The sequence below is a fragment of the Roseivivax lentus genome, from assembly GCF_900156805.1.
Lineage (GTDB): Bacteria > Pseudomonadota > Alphaproteobacteria > Rhodobacterales > Rhodobacteraceae > Roseivivax > Roseivivax lentus.
Genome location: NZ_FTOQ01000007.1, coordinates 151450 through 164617, shown reverse-complemented (window position 1 = coordinate 164617; position 13168 = coordinate 151450). Strand labels below are relative to the sequence as shown.

Sequence of the window (13168 nt, the reverse complement as noted above, 5' to 3'; positions counted from 1 at the left end):
CGGAAGACGGGCTTATTATCCTGATCTGACCGGCGATGGCAGCTCAGACCGCGTTTCTATGACCGCGAGAAAAGGCTGGTCAGGTTTCATCGGAGCCGGATCCTGTACGCGCAGATCCGGCTCCGGTCACGCGTCACTTCTTGGAAACGACGATCGCGCCGTGCACATCGCTGCGCTCACGGCCCTGATAGGCATGACCGTTCGGGGCATTGGCCGCGGCCGTGTCCACCGTGTTGGTCGCGCGCAGCACGTCGACGAGCGCCCCGGTGCTGCCGTCTTCGCGCAACTCCACGATCCCGACGCCCGGGCAGCTTCCCTGCGCCGAGTGCTGGACCGAGACGGGTGCGGGTCCGCGCAGAGCGACCATGAGGTACTTGCCGTCGGGCGTGCGGTCCAGCAGGTCAGGTGCCGGATCATTGCCCGGCAATCCGGCATCGTCGGCCACGGACCGCGCGGCGCACCCGCCCTGCCCGTTGCCCTGGCCATCGGCAGAGGTCAGGTCGTAGGTTCTGCGCGTGTAAGTCGAGGTGTCGATCGCTTCGACCACGTTCTGGATCCGGTCGACCGTGTGGATGTACCGGCCATCCACCGTGGCGACCATGCCGTGGCTGTCACGCCGGTTGGTGACACCGGGCAATTGCCCGGTCGCGTTGCTCGCATCGCCCAATTGGCGTCCGCCGGTCGCGGTGTTGCTGCTGTCGACGAAGACCTCGACCGGAACCGGAACACCCGGCGCGTTGGGGCCAAGCGCCAGCTGGTTGTCGGCGAGCGACCAGATCGAGAAGGTCGACCACGTCGCGCCGGCACCGGAGGCCGAGACGCCCGCGTTGACGAACATCTGGTTGCCCACCTGAACGCCACCGCATCCGGCACCGTTGATTTCCTGATTGCCGTATTCGCCCAGGATCCGCATCGGCGTGCTGGTATAATCGGCCACCAAGAGACCACCGCCCCCCATGGTGATGTAGACATTGCCGTTGGTCGAAGGGATCGGGCAGATGATCACGTTGTTGGGCCGCCCTCCGCGCGGGCCATCCGCGCCGGTGCCACAGCCGTTTTCCTTGCAATAGCCGTTGGGCGTCAGATCGCCGAGATCGGCTTGATCGTAAGTGCCCGAGATTGCGCCCAGCATGGGACGGCCATGGGCGTTTTTCCCTGCAAAAACCGTGGGCTCGTCGGTGATCTGGATCGATTTCCCGACCCCGAGCGTCGCCGAGCGATTGAGCGTCAGCGACATGATCTTGCCGGACCCGTTGCGGGTCACGTCGATCCGGTCGAGCAGTTTGCCGTTGAGATTGGCAATGAGGATCGCGGAGCCGTCAGCGGCCCAGAAGGACATGTGCACGGATCGTCCGGTGCCGGTTTCCGGCACCCGGAACAGCCCGACGGCTTCTTTCGTCCGCGTGTCGATCACGCCGACATAGCCGCCTCCGGGCGCGAAGATATTGGCGTTCACATAGCGGTTCTGAGGATCGGCGATCATGCCGTGAAGGCGACCGAAGTTTGGCAGGTCCGCCAGTGTCTGGCCCGTCGGATTGCCGTCGGCATCCATCTCGACCAGGGATTGCGGAAAGACATCGAGCAGATTGCACGGGCCGACATTGCGGGCCGAATTGCCTTGATCGAAGCGTTCGCAGGCCAGCGGCTGCGCGTCGGGACCTCCGGCCAGTTGGGCTTCGATGTCGGCGCTGTCCCAGATCCAGAGGTTGCTTCCCTTCACACCGACCCCGGCCTCGCCCGCAACCGAGTTCGATTGATCCGAGGCCCAGACCTCGTATCCGGCCGGATCGGCCATTGCAGCCTGCGACCACATCGCCATCCCTGCCGCCGCTGCGGCGTAAACGACTTGTTTCATTATGTCCCTCCCAAATGATTTTACGGCGATGAAAGCCGCTTATACGTCAAGCTAGATCCGTTTTTTCGTTTTCGTCAAACCGTTCCGTCCCGGTCTGCGGCGGGCAGCACCGGTTTTTTTGACGGGCGGAACGGCGCGCGACACACGGCTTCGTGCCGCGATCGAGCCTGCCTGCCCCGACGGGCCGACTTGCCCGACGCGGGGATTTCTGTGACTGTGGCAGGCGACCTCACCTGCGGCAGACGATTATGAAAAACGCGGTTTCCTATCTTGCATTGATCGGCAGCGTCGCCGTCGCCGGATGGGCCGCCTTCGGCCTTGTCGAAACCGCGACGGCACCCGAATACGTCCTGCCGCAGATCGGGCAGACCGAAACATCCGCGTCGGTCGAAGTGACGAGCCGGACCAGCCCGCCTTTTCTTGCGATCTACGGGACACCCTCCGCGCCCGAGACACGCCCTACCGTCGCGGAGCCGGCCGTCGAGCCTCCGGCGTTCGTGCTGAAGGGCCTGATCGCAGTGGGCGAGGTTCGATGGGCCGTGCTGTCGCGCGACGGCGTCGATGTGGTCGTGCGCGAAGGCGAGGTCCTCGAGGGCGGCGCGACGGTGACCCGCGTGCGGGCGGAAGGCATCGAGCTTGGCACGGAAGCCGGGCCGATGGAGCTGGGTTTCAATGCCGATGCGCCCGTCGCGCTGACGCAGATCGCAGCGGGACCCACCCCGGACGGCCCTTCGGACCCGAAAGGCAACTTCGCCTCGGGCGCGCCCAAGGCGGTCCTCTTTCAGGACATGTCCTCGGACGAGATTCTCGCGGCGCTGGAACAGGCCGAAGAACGCCGGATCGCGCGCGGCTGGGTGACGAATTCAGAGTAGTCCGACCGACGTTGCGACCCAGACGGCGGCGCCCGCCACCGCGAGGTAGCAGCCCAAGGGAACACGGCTTGTCGCGCTCATCGGTTCATTTCGCACCGCAGTCACGATGAGGGCCGACAGAGCGGCAAGCAGGGTGAGCCAGGGAATGCCCAGCGGACCGGCCATGGCGGAGAGCCCCGCCATCATCTTGATGTCGCCCTGGCCCAGCCCCTCGCGGCCACGAAGAAAGCGATAGCCCGCGGCAAGCGCGTAAAACGCCGCGACACCGATGATCGCCGCCAGCGCCGCATTCGCGAGACCATGCGCCAGCGCGCCCACCCAGAGACCGGCAATGGCAAGCGCGCCGGTCAGGACATCAGGCAGCCGCATGGTTCGCAGATCGCAGAGGAAGAGCCCGAGAAGCGAGAGCAGGAACACGGTTCCCGCGATCTGGGCCGCGGGCCCCTGCGCGACGACCAGTGCCAGCACCGCGCAGAGCACGCCCGCGATCTCGACCGCCAGCAACCTTCCGGGCAGGGCGGCGTGGCAATTGCGGCACTGGCCTTTCAGCCTGAGGAAGGAAACGATCGGCACCAGGTCCGCGGACGCGATCGGATGCGCGCAATCCTCGCAGGCGGACCGGCCGCGCACCCACGACCGCCCCGCCTTCAGCCGGTCCGCACAAGCGCCCATCGCGGAGCCTCCGACCGCGCCGAGGGCCATCAGCCAGACGGCGAAAATCAGATCGCCCGGCACGCTCATGGGCCGACGCGAACAATGGCTTGTTGCACGGAGTATCCCGCGATAGCTTTCACCACGCGGCCCGCGCCACAGGAGATTTCGTGCCAAAATCGTGCCACCAAACCCGTCGCCGGTCTTCCAGGGATTCAGGCTTTTCGCTGCTGGAATTGATGGTCGTCGTGGTCATCATGTCGATCCTGGCCCTGGTCATCGTGCCCCGCGTGATCGACCGGCCCGATCAGGCGCGCATCGCGCGGGTGCAGTCGGACCTCGCGGTGCTGCAAAACGCGCTCAATCTCTACAAGCTGGACAATCTGCAATATCCAACGACCGAACAAGGGCTAACCGCGCTGGTCGAACGCCCCACCCGTCCGCCGGAGCCGCAGAACTGGGCCGCGGGCGGCTATATCGACCGCCTGCCTTCGGACCCCTGGGGCGGCGCGTATCAATACCTGTCACCGGGCGTGCATGGGGACTTCGATGTCTTCTCCTATGGCGCGGACGGTCGGACGGGCGGCGATGGCGCGGACGCGGACCTGGGAACATGGTCGTTCGATTGACGCGATCGGCCCCGGGTTTCGGGCTTGTCGAAATGCTGGTCGTCGTGTCCATCCTGTCGGTACTTGCCGTGGGAGCCAGCGTTCTGGCGGTCCGCTCGGGCGGGGCGCTGCCGCGGACGACGGATCTCCTGCAAACGGACGCGATGGCGGCCCGGCATCTCGCGATGCTGTCCGGGCTCGATCATGCGCTGGTCTTTTCGGGCACGGGCTGGGAGGTTTCGCGGAGATCCGGCGACGGCTGGACAATGCTTTCGTCCCAAAGACCGGCGGGGGTGTCCTTTGCGTTCAGCCGGGCGGACTGGATCATGCGCCCAGACGGCGCGGTTGCCGACTTCGATCTTCGGATCAGTTCGAACGGGGATGCGAGGGATTGCCGGGCCGCCACGAAGCCGATGCTGGAGTGTCGCTGATGCGCGATGATGCCGGTGTTTCACTCATCGAAATGGTGGTCGCCGTCTTGATCCTGTCGATTGCGGTGGTCGGCCTGTTTCGGGTATTCGACGCCAATCTCCGGAATTCCGCGGGCCAACGGGACCGCGCGCTGGCCCTGATCGTCGCGCAGAACCGGGCCGAGAGCATCGCGCTCGGTCTTCGCGATCTGCCTGCCGTGGAACGCCTCGCGGACCGGGATTGGACTGTGGAGACGCGCGCACTGACCACCAGCGGCGGGTTCTCGGAAGTGTCGATCCGCGTGTCACCTGCCTCCGGCGGACCAGCGGCGCTGCTCACGACCTACGCCTCGGACATCGCCCGATGAAAGCGCCGCAGAGAGATGCGGGTCTCTCGCTGCTCGAATTGGTCGCTGTCCTCGCGATCTTCTCGGTCGTGGCGTTGATGGGCGTGCAGCTGCTGTCTCAAGCGATGTCGAACCGCGACAGGCTGCTGCGTGCAGATGCGCGCGTGACGGCGCTGACGGCGGTGATCGCCGTGCTTCGGCGGGATCTCGAACAGGCCATCCCGCAGCCCGACAGATCCGGGAAACTGCCCGTGTTTGCGATTGCCGGGAATTCCATACGCCTTGCCGCTCCGGACGGGGCTGGCAGCACCGCGATCCTCTGGCGCCATGACCCGAGCGCGGATCGTCTTGTTCGCGAAGGGGCGACAGGCGACGCCGCGACGCTGCAACTTGCGGATGTCGGCGCAATGCGCGTCGACATTTTCGGCGAGACCGGCTGGAGCGACGGCCAGACCTGGCGGGCGGACGGGCCCGCGGACCTGCCCGACGGGGTCAGGGTGGTTCTGTCCCTGAACGACATGGGCGACGTGCCCATCGTGGTGGCGCGATGACGGATCGCGGCTTCGTTCTGGTCAACGTGCTTCTCCTGGTCGCGGCCTTGTCGGTGGTGGCGGTCGGTCTGCTGCAACTGACGACCCGCGCCACCCAACGGCTTGGCGTCGCGCAAACCGCGGCACAGGCGCCGCTGATCCTAGACGCCGGAGTTGCCTTCGCGCGGCAATTGCTCGAAGAGGATGGGGCCTCGAACGAAGTGGATCACCGGGACGAAAGCTGGGCGCTGACCAACTTCGTCGCCGACACGGAAAACGGTCCGGTCCGGATCAACGTCACCGACCTTGAAAGCCGCATGAACCTGAACAGACCACTGGCGTTCGACGGTGCCGCCATCCAGACCGCCGTCACCGACCTGATCGCCGGGACCGCAGATGCGCCAGACCTTGCCGCGGCCCTGATCGCCCGGACCCTCCGGATGCGCTCGGATCAACCACAAGCGCCAAACCGGGATGCGGACATCACCCATCAGGTGGGAGACTTCACGAACCTTGCGGCGGTGACGGCCATCGACGGTGGCGAAGACGCCGTCACCCTGCCCGAAGACGTCTTCGCCACCCTGCCCCGCGACCGCGGCATCAACGTCAACACGGCAAGCGACCGTGTGTTCTCTGCGCTGCCGGGTGTCACGCCCGAGGTGCTGACGGCCCTGAACGCCGCCCGGCGGGCCGCGCCCCTTGAGGACGCCGCCGCAATCTCGGCCTTGCTGCAGCAAATGGCACCGGAGGCGAACGAGCTCGCATCCCTGCTTGAAACGCGATCACACTGGTTCGAGGTTGAGACCGCGACCGAGCTCGACGGTCTGACCTATATCGGCCGGACAATTCTGGCCCGCAAACCGTCCACGGGCGACGTCCGTGTGCATCTTCATGTGATCGAGGTCGAGGGATGACGGGACAGCCCAGCATCATCGCCGTCGGCGCCCCCCCGCCTGAGCGTGGCAAGTATATCCTTGCCGTCCCCGGTGAGCTTGCCCCGATCCAGCGATTTGACTTGCCGAAGGCTGTGAAAGGGGCGGCGCGGATTGCCATTGCACGCCAGCAACTGACCGACCGTCTGGGCTCAGGCGCAGGCGGGCTCGACGTCATCCCGATGGGCGGGGCGGATTGGACCCGTGCGGTCGTGTGCAGTCGCAAGGATCTGCAAAGCTGGTGCGAGACCGAGGCGGCGCGCGATGCGCGCTGTGTCGCCGTGCTGCCCGACATGCTCACCCTGCCCTCTGCCGAAGAGACGCTTGTCGCCGAGGTAAGAGGCGACAGGCTTCTGGCGCGCGGCGGGCTCGACGACGGACTTGCAGCGCCGATATCGCTGGCCGCGCCTCTCATGGACCGGCTGATTGCCGGCAACGCGCTGACACGGGTCCACGTGGCAGGGGATGTTTCAAACGACCTTCAGGGGCTCTTTGATCGCTTCGATCTCGAACCCGCCGCCCCCCCGAACGGCCCGACCCGCCCCGCAATCGATCTGCGCGATGCGCTGGCGGCCTCCGACAGCACCGGCCTCTGGCTTTGGGGCGCCGCCGCGGGCTTCGCGTTCGTGGCCTTTGGCCTCTGGGCGGCGGGCATCTGGCTCGAAACCCGCAACCTGAGGGACAATGCCGCTCAGGTCCGCGCCGAAACCGTTGCGGTGCTGCGCGAGGGCCTGATCCCCAATGCGCCAATCCTCGATATCCGCCAGCAGGTCGCCCAGGCCATGACCCGGCAAAGCGGTGAAAGCCGGAGCAGCGCCGGGTCCGCTGTCGATCTGCTGAGCCGGGCGACAATCGCCTTGTTCGGAACGGGCCTTGAGGTGCGGACGATCTCTTATGAACGCGCCGCGAACGCGCTTGATATCGACGTCAGCGCCGGGACGTTCGCCGACGTCGATGCACTTGTCGCCTCGCTCGATGGCAGCGGTCTCGAGGCCGTGGCGACAGGTATGCGCAACGGGCCCGATGGCGGGGTCGTCGCCCAGTTGCGAATGACGTTCCAGGAGGTGACGCAATGACTGCAATCGGCCGCCTCAGCCGTCGCGAAAAGGTGCTGCTGGCGCTGTGTTTCCTGGTCGCGGTGCCTTTAGCGCTCTGGGCGCTCGTCGCGGTTCCCTTGCAGGAATCCCGCGATCGCGCTGTCGCGGCACTTGCCGGCGCGCAGGCGGATTACATCTGGGTCGCCGAGAAGGCGCAGCAATACGCGGCCATGTCGCAACCCTCCACCGGTCCGGTCGGAATAGCCGGGCTCGAGGCGGCCTTGATGGAGAGCGGCCTTCGGCAGGCTGCCACGGCGCTTGAGACCGCGCCAAACGGGAATATCCGGCTGCAGATCAGAAACGTGCCTTTCGACACCCTGGGGCGTTTTCTGGACGCGGCCGGGCAAGAGCTGGGATATGCGATCTCGGAGCTGACGATCGACCCGACGGACAGCGCCGGTCAGGTCAATGCAAGTCTCGGATTCGAGCCGTTCTAGGCGCCGAGGTTCTTGAGCGAGGCTTCCACCATCGCAAGCCGGTTCGCCATCGATCCCAGCGGGTCGAGATCCGGTGCGGTGGCCAGCATTTCCTTCAGGGCGTTCCGCGCCCGGGTCAGATGGCCGACCGTGGTGGGGCCGAAATCGCCTTGCGACATGGCTTCCTGCGCCAGCCGGTGTTCGGCCGTACCAACCACCGCGAGCGCCGCCGCGCGCCGATTGTCGGAATGGCTTTCCGCCACGATGCGCGCTTCCTGGGAGGCCGCCGCGTAACGGTCCGCGCGCAGCAGGGCATGGGATTTTTCCAGCCTCAACCGCGTCTCAAGGGGACCGGCTGTCGCAAGCATCGCGTCGTATCGCTTGGCCGCGGTTTCGAAATTCCCGGCCTCGAGCGAACCGCGGGCTTGGGAATAGGTCGCGGCGAAACTGCGGCTGTTGTCCTGACTGAAATCGATGCCGTCACAAGCGGCTAAAAGCAGCAGCCATGAAGCGGCGACCGCACCAATGCTGTATCTCGTCGATTTGTTCATTTTTTTTCCTGCTCTGGGCCGGAATTTAGACACTTCGCCGGGCCCCGTCGAGATTTTTTCACGCCATGCGCGAGAATAGGCGGAGGATGCATCATCGCCGCACCGGTGCGGACAGGGCGATGGACACATGGGCGAATTGCCGCGATAGTAAACGGGAGGTCGAGACAGGCAGTTCAAGGGGCAAAGCCATGTTCAGAAACTTGTGCGGTGCGCTATTTCTGGCGCTCGCCTGCGCGAGTCCGTCAACGGCGCAGGAAAGCCTGGATTTGCGCAATGTGGACCTGAAGGGCTTTGTCCGGATCGTCGCCGAGGAATCCAACCGCACCTTCGTTCTGGACCCGTCGGTCAACGGTCAGGTCAATGTCGTGGGACCGAGCAACGTCTCGCCGGATGCCTTGTATGAGATCTTTCTCAACGTCCTGGAGCTCAACGGGCTGACGATCGTGGAAGGCCGCGAAGCGGACCGGATCGTGCCCATCTCCAGCGCCAGCACCCTTTCGGCGCAGGAACGCACCCCGAGCCCTCCCGGCGGTTTCGAAACGCGGGTGATCCGGCTTCTAAGCGCGGACCCCAACGACGTGGCCTCCGTCATCAGGCCGCTTCTGCCGGACGACGCGGTGCTGTCGGTAGTCGAGAACAGCCAGTCCCTGATCATCTCGGACAGGGCCGAGAACTTCGCCCGGATCGAGGCCGTGATCGCGCGGCTCGACAGCCAGAGCCAATCGGTCGAGACGATACCCGTGCGAAACGGCAGCGCGCCCGAGATGGTACAGACGATCCTGAGCCTGAACATCGCGCCGGTCGGTGCGACCCTGTCCGCGGATGCGCGCGCCAACACGCTCGTCGTCGCGGGCCCCGCCGCCTTCCGGGATCGGGTCCGCCAGCTCGTGCGGGAGCTGGACACGCCGCAACGGACCCTGCTCACGCGGGTCGTCCGGCTTGCCTACGCGGATGCGACCCAGCTCGCCGATGTCGTCTCGCGCAGCTTCGGCGCGACGACGGATGCCGAAGGCACGCCTCAGGCCGGGACCGTGACGGTCGTGGCGGACACGCAGTCAAACGCGCTGATCATCACCGCGCCCGCCGACCGCTCCCATTCCATCGTGCAGGCCATCCAGGCGCTGGACCGGCGCCCGGATCAGGTCCTGATCGAAGCGCTCATTTTCGAGCTGTCCGTCCAGACCTTTTCAGACCTCTCGGTGCAATTCGGCGCCGTTTTGAACGATGCGGTCGCGGGCGGCGCGCAATTCAGTCTCGATGGCCGGCAGACATTGTCCGGCGTGCTGTCTGCGGCGGATGACGGTCAGGTCGCGGATCCGGGCTCCGGCGGCTTCATCGCCGGAGAGCAGCAATCGGGCGACAACCGCATCGCCGGTTTCCTGACGGCGCTCAGCCGGTCGAGCACGACGCGCGTCCTGTCGACGCCCTCGATCCTGACGCTGGACAATCAGGAAGCCGAGATCATCGTCGCGCAGAACGTGCCGTTCGTCACGGGGTCCTTCTCGACCGTGGGCGACAGCGCCGTGCCCGAGCAGCCCTTCCAGACGATCGAACGTCAGGATGTCGGCCTGACGCTGCGCGTGGTGCCGCAAATCACCCTGGACGACACGGTGCGGATGTCGATCAGCCAGGAAGTGTCCAACCTCACCAACGCGTCCTCCGATGCCGGGGGCGAGATCACCGCGAAGCGGTCCATCCGGACCAACGTCATCGTGCGCGACGGTTCGGTCATCATGCTTGGCGGGCTTCTGGAGGACGGCAACGGCTCCGTCGGCCAGAGAGTGCCCGGCGCCAGCAATCTTCCGATCATCGGCAACCTGTTCCGGGGCCGGTCTGCCAATGCCGATCAACGGGTCCTTCTGGTGATGCTGCGCCCCCGGATCGTGTCGACCGATGCGGAGGCGGCCGCGCTGTCCGCGCAGGCCGCACGGGACGCCCGCGCGGCCTCCAACCTGATCCAGCCGCTTGATGACGGACGGTTCCCCCGGGTTCCCGACGGGCGGCTGCCCTTCGACGGGGCGGATCTGAACCAGCCGTTCGACGCGCTCTTCGTCGACAGCGTCGCGCGCGAGCGCATGTTCCCGCCCTTGCCGTCGCCCCTGCGCTTCGGGGAGGGCGGGCTTGAGTGACATGCGCGTCAGCTATGGCTTTGCGCAGGCCGAACAGGTCGCCCACGATGGCACGCGCCTTCTGATCGGACCGGAGGCCACGAGCTTCGGATTGCGCGAAATGCTGCGGCGCTTTCCCACTCCGACCCCGCCCGCTCATCTCGATGAGAAGGCCTTCGCAAGCGCCATCGCGAAGCTCTACGGCAATAGCGGCGACGAGGACGCCGTGCTGTTCGATCTGGGCGATGCCGACGAGGCGGCGTTGCAGCAACGCGACCTGCTGGATGATCCCTCGGACGCTCCGGTCATTCGGCTCGTGAACCAGCTGTTGAAAAAAGCCGTGCAGCGCGGCGCGTCCGATCTGCATTTCGAACCCTACGAAGGCGGCCTGCGTGTCCGGGCGCGCATCGACGGGTTCCTGTTGCCGATCTACGATGAGGCCGATGTCCCCCTCGCCCGCGTGGTGTCCCGTCTCAAGGTCATGTCGGGCCTCGATATCGCCGAAACCCGGCTGCCGCAGGATGGCCGCGTGGGCTTGCGTGTCGGCGGACGCAAGATCGACACCCGCGTCTCCACCCTGCCCTCCAGCTATGGAGAGCGCGTCGTCCTGCGCATTCTCGACCGCGACGCAAACCTGATGCCGCTCGAGGCGTTGGGGATCTCGGACCGGCACGTTCGCATCCTCGAACGGCTCGCGGCACGCCCCGACGGGATCATCCTCGCGACCGGACCGACGGGGTCGGGGAAGACCACGACGCTCTATTCGCTCCTCAAACTCGCCAACCGGGACGAACGGAACCTGATCACCGTGGAAGACCCGGTCGAATTCAATCTCGACGGGCTCAACCAGACCCAGATCAATGCCGATATCGGCATGACCTTCGCCGCGGGGTTGCGGGCGGCGCTGCGGCAGGATCCGGATGTTATTCTGGTCGGCGAAATCCGCGATCAGGAAACCGCGTCCATCGCCGGTCAGGCCGCCCTGACCGGGCATCTCGTATTCTCGTCCCTGCACACCAACTCGGCTGTGGGTGCCGTCATTCGTCTGCGCGATCTGGGGATCGAGGATTACCTGATATCCGCCACGGTGCGGGGTGTGATCGCCCAGCGTTTGCTGCGCAATCTCTGTGATGACTGCAAGGAAGCCCACAGCCCGACGCCTGAACACGTGGCGCTTTTCGCGGCCGAAGACATCGCGCCGCCCGATGTCCTTTTCCGCGCGAAAGGCTGTGAGAGTTGCGGCGGCGCGGGCTATCGCGGACGAATCGGCATATACGATCTGGTCGAGATCGACGACGCGGTCCGGGCCGCGATCGACCGCGCCGCCCCCGAAGCCGAATTGCGCGACCTGACCGGCGGAAGCGGCCTGATGCGCGAGGCGCTCGGCAAGGTCGCGTCCGGCGTCACCGATCTGGCCGAGGTCGAGCGGGTGCTCGGGACGGGCCGATGAAAAGCTTCACCTGGCGCGCCTATACCGGCGACGGCAAACTCAAGACCGGCCTCGACATCGCGTCGGACCGGTCCGAAGTGTCGTCGAAGCTGAAGGCCGAGGGGCTTTTTCCGGAAACGATCGACGAGGACGTCAAGGGCCGCTTGCCGCGCGGGCGCCGCAAGCGCCTCGACGGGGATATGCAGGCCGTCCTTGCCCGGCAATTGGCGGTCCTGATCGAGTCCGGTCTGCCGGTGGACGAAGCGCTTTCGGTGGCGCAAAGCGCAAGCGGCACGGGCGCGATCGATGTCGCTGTGCGGCAGACCCGCGCGCTGGTCCGCGAAGGCGCGCCATTGTCCGAGGCGCTGGAGCAGGCGCAAACCGGTTTTCCGTCCTACGTCATATCGGCGATCCGGGTTGGCGAGGCCTCTCGCGATCTTGCCGCGGTGCTCGACACCGTCGCGTCGCATCTGGAAACCAAGAGGGCGGATCGGGCCGTCTTGGCGACCGCCCTGATCTATCCCGCCTTCGTCGCCATTTTTGCGTTCTTCGTCTGTGGCATCCTGATGGTCACCGTGGCGCCGCAACTGGCGGCCATGTTCGAGGCAACCAACCGCCCCCTGCCCGGCATCACCCGCTTCATGCTCGGGGCGACCGAATGGATCGCTCGCAACTACGTGGTGCTTCTGTCCGGGCTGCTCGGGCTGATTGTCGGAATTCCGCTCTTGCTGCGTCATTCGCCGATCAGGGATAGATGGCACCGCGCCTTGTTGACCCTGCCGATTGTAGGGAGCCTTCTCAGACAGGATGCGGCGGCCCGATACCTGCGCACGCTTGCATTGGTGATCGGCAGTCGCCAGCCGGTGATCGAGGGCGCCCGCTATGCCACCGATGTTCTGGCGATCCGGGATTTCAGGATGGAAAGCGAGCGCGTGACGCAGGCCATAGAAAGCGGCAGTCGATTGTCGGCGGCTTTGGCCCTGACCAGTTTCGTGCCGCCCATTGCCCTGCAACTCGTCGAAGCAGGTGAGAAATCGGCGCGCGTGGCGCAGATGACGGAGCGCGCGGCGCTGATGATTGAAACCGGATTGGCGAACGATCGAAAACGCATTGCGACCCTGATTGACCCGATGCTGATGCTGCTCATCGGGGCTTTCGTTCTCACGATTGTCCTGTCGGTATTGCTGCCGATATTCGACATTCAGGGCGCGATCCAACCCTAGTCGGGCTTCAGCGGATTCCGGTATGCCGCAGCGGCGCGCGCCGCATATCTTGGATATTCGGGTGGAATACCACGCCAAATCTTGTGTTTACGTATGGGCAGCCTTGTTTCGCGTTCATGCCTATTGATGGAATCGCGGG

14 protein-coding genes are annotated in these 13168 nt (G+C 65.7%); 11 read left to right on the top strand and 3 right to left on the bottom strand.

Annotated elements, in window-relative coordinates; genetic code table 11:
• Positions 1-133: 133 nt before the first annotated feature.
• Positions 134-1855: a hypothetical protein gene (locus tag BW990_RS13095; RefSeq protein WP_076448486.1), complete on the bottom strand. Its 1722-nt coding sequence runs from the start codon at positions 1853-1855 to the stop codon at positions 134-136.
• Positions 1856-2103: 248 nt separating this feature from the next.
• On the opposite strand from BW990_RS13095, the gene BW990_RS13090 reads away from it, so the two are divergent.
• Positions 2104-2727, top strand: coding sequence for a hypothetical protein (locus BW990_RS13090; RefSeq protein WP_076448485.1), 624 nt, complete (start codon positions 2104-2106; stop codon positions 2725-2727).
• Here the strand turns inward: BW990_RS13090 and BW990_RS13085 are convergent.
• Positions 2719-3468 (bottom strand): prepilin peptidase, encoded by a 750-nt coding sequence (locus BW990_RS13085; RefSeq protein WP_076448484.1) that lies wholly within the window; start codon positions 3466-3468, stop codon positions 2719-2721. The two genes, BW990_RS13090 and BW990_RS13085, sit on opposite strands and share 9 nt — an antisense overlap.
• Positions 3469-3548: 80 nt before the next feature.
• Here BW990_RS13085 and gspG point away from each other — a divergent pair, with 80 nt between their 5' ends.
• From gspG to gspM, 7 genes are all read left to right on the top strand, one after another.
• Positions 3549-4007, top strand: a complete 459-nt coding sequence (gspG, locus tag BW990_RS13080; protein ID WP_076448483.1) for a type II secretion system major pseudopilin GspG — start codon at positions 3549-3551, stop codon at positions 4005-4007.
• Complete coding sequence (locus BW990_RS21885) at positions 3992-4417, top strand: pilus assembly FimT family protein (RefSeq protein ID WP_076448482.1); 426 nt, start codon at positions 3992-3994, stop codon at positions 4415-4417. The genes gspG and BW990_RS21885 overlap by 16 nt, the downstream gene beginning before the upstream one ends.
• Positions 4417-4764, top strand: a complete 348-nt coding sequence (locus tag BW990_RS21880) for a type II secretion system protein (protein WP_159441654.1) — start codon at positions 4417-4419, stop codon at positions 4762-4764. Before BW990_RS21885 ends, BW990_RS21880 begins: the two co-directional genes overlap by 1 nt.
• On the top strand, positions 4761-5294 hold the full coding sequence (locus BW990_RS13065; RefSeq protein ID WP_076448480.1) for a PulJ/GspJ family protein: 534 nt from the start codon (positions 4761-4763) through the stop codon (positions 5292-5294). The genes BW990_RS21880 and BW990_RS13065 overlap by 4 nt, the downstream gene beginning before the upstream one ends.
• Positions 5291-6187 (top strand): type II secretion system minor pseudopilin, encoded by an 897-nt coding sequence (locus BW990_RS13060; RefSeq protein ID WP_076448479.1) that lies wholly within the window; start codon positions 5291-5293, stop codon positions 6185-6187. Before BW990_RS13065 ends, BW990_RS13060 begins: the two co-directional genes overlap by 4 nt.
• A gap of 113 nt (positions 6188-6300) precedes the next feature.
• The gene (gene gspL / locus BW990_RS13055; RefSeq protein ID WP_159441651.1) at positions 6301-7281 is read left to right on the top strand and encodes a type II secretion system protein GspL; all 981 of its coding nucleotides are present in this window, start codon (positions 6301-6303) and stop codon (positions 7279-7281) included.
• Positions 7278-7739 carry a type II secretion system protein GspM gene (gspM, locus tag BW990_RS13050; RefSeq protein WP_076448477.1) on the top strand — a complete coding sequence of 154 codons (462 nt, stop codon included), beginning with the start codon at positions 7278-7280 and terminating at the stop codon, positions 7737-7739. The genes gspL and gspM overlap by 4 nt, the downstream gene beginning before the upstream one ends.
• On the opposite strand, the gene BW990_RS13045 is transcribed toward gspM, so the two are convergent.
• Positions 7736-8269 carry a hypothetical protein gene (locus BW990_RS13045; RefSeq protein WP_076448476.1) on the bottom strand — a complete coding sequence of 178 codons (534 nt, stop codon included), beginning with the start codon at positions 8267-8269 and terminating at the stop codon, positions 7736-7738. The genes gspM and BW990_RS13045 overlap by 4 nt on opposite strands.
• Before the next feature lie 266 nt (positions 8270-8535).
• On the opposite strand from BW990_RS13045, the gene gspD reads away from it, so the two are divergent.
• Genes gspD through BW990_RS13030 form a run of 3 tightly spaced genes read left to right on the top strand, consistent with a single transcriptional unit; the run spans position 8536 to position 13029 of the window.
• On the top strand, positions 8536-10398 hold the full coding sequence (gspD, locus tag BW990_RS13040) for a type II secretion system secretin GspD (protein WP_268794338.1): 1863 nt from the start codon (positions 8536-8538) through the stop codon (positions 10396-10398).
• 1 nt (position 10399) lies between these two features.
• The gene (locus tag BW990_RS13035) at positions 10400-11827 is read left to right on the top strand and encodes a GspE/PulE family protein (RefSeq protein WP_076448474.1); all 1428 of its coding nucleotides are present in this window, start codon (positions 10400-10402) and stop codon (positions 11825-11827) included.
• Positions 11824-13029, top strand: coding sequence for a type II secretion system F family protein (locus tag BW990_RS13030; protein WP_076448473.1), 1206 nt, complete (start codon positions 11824-11826; stop codon positions 13027-13029). Before BW990_RS13035 ends, BW990_RS13030 begins: the two co-directional genes overlap by 4 nt.
• The last annotated feature ends 139 nt before the right edge of the window (positions 13030-13168 follow it).

Coding starts and splice junctions, on each gene's coding strand:
- gspM (WP_076448477.1), top strand. CDS start 7,278: ATGACTGCAATCGGCCGCCTCAGCCGTCGCGAAAAGGTGCTGCTGGCG.
- BW990_RS13085 (WP_076448484.1), bottom strand. CDS start 3,468: ATGAGCGTGCCGGGCGATCTGATTTTCGCCGTCTGGCTGATGGCCCTC.
- BW990_RS13095 (WP_076448486.1), bottom strand. CDS start 1,855: ATGAAACAAGTCGTTTACGCCGCAGCGGCGGCAGGGATGGCGATGTGG.
- BW990_RS13060 (WP_076448479.1), top strand. CDS start 5,291: ATGACGGATCGCGGCTTCGTTCTGGTCAACGTGCTTCTCCTGGTCGCG.
- BW990_RS13035 (WP_076448474.1), top strand. CDS start 10,400: ATGCGCGTCAGCTATGGCTTTGCGCAGGCCGAACAGGTCGCCCACGAT.
- BW990_RS21880 (WP_159441654.1), top strand. CDS start 4,417: ATGCGCGATGATGCCGGTGTTTCACTCATCGAAATGGTGGTCGCCGTC.
- BW990_RS21885 (WP_076448482.1), top strand. CDS start 3,992: ATGGTCGTTCGATTGACGCGATCGGCCCCGGGTTTCGGGCTTGTCGAA.
- BW990_RS13030 (WP_076448473.1), top strand. CDS start 11,824: ATGAAAAGCTTCACCTGGCGCGCCTATACCGGCGACGGCAAACTCAAG.
- BW990_RS13065 (WP_076448480.1), top strand. CDS start 4,761: ATGAAAGCGCCGCAGAGAGATGCGGGTCTCTCGCTGCTCGAATTGGTC.
- BW990_RS13045 (WP_076448476.1), bottom strand. CDS start 8,269: ATGAACAAATCGACGAGATACAGCATTGGTGCGGTCGCCGCTTCATGG.
- BW990_RS13090 (WP_076448485.1), top strand. CDS start 2,104: ATGAAAAACGCGGTTTCCTATCTTGCATTGATCGGCAGCGTCGCCGTC.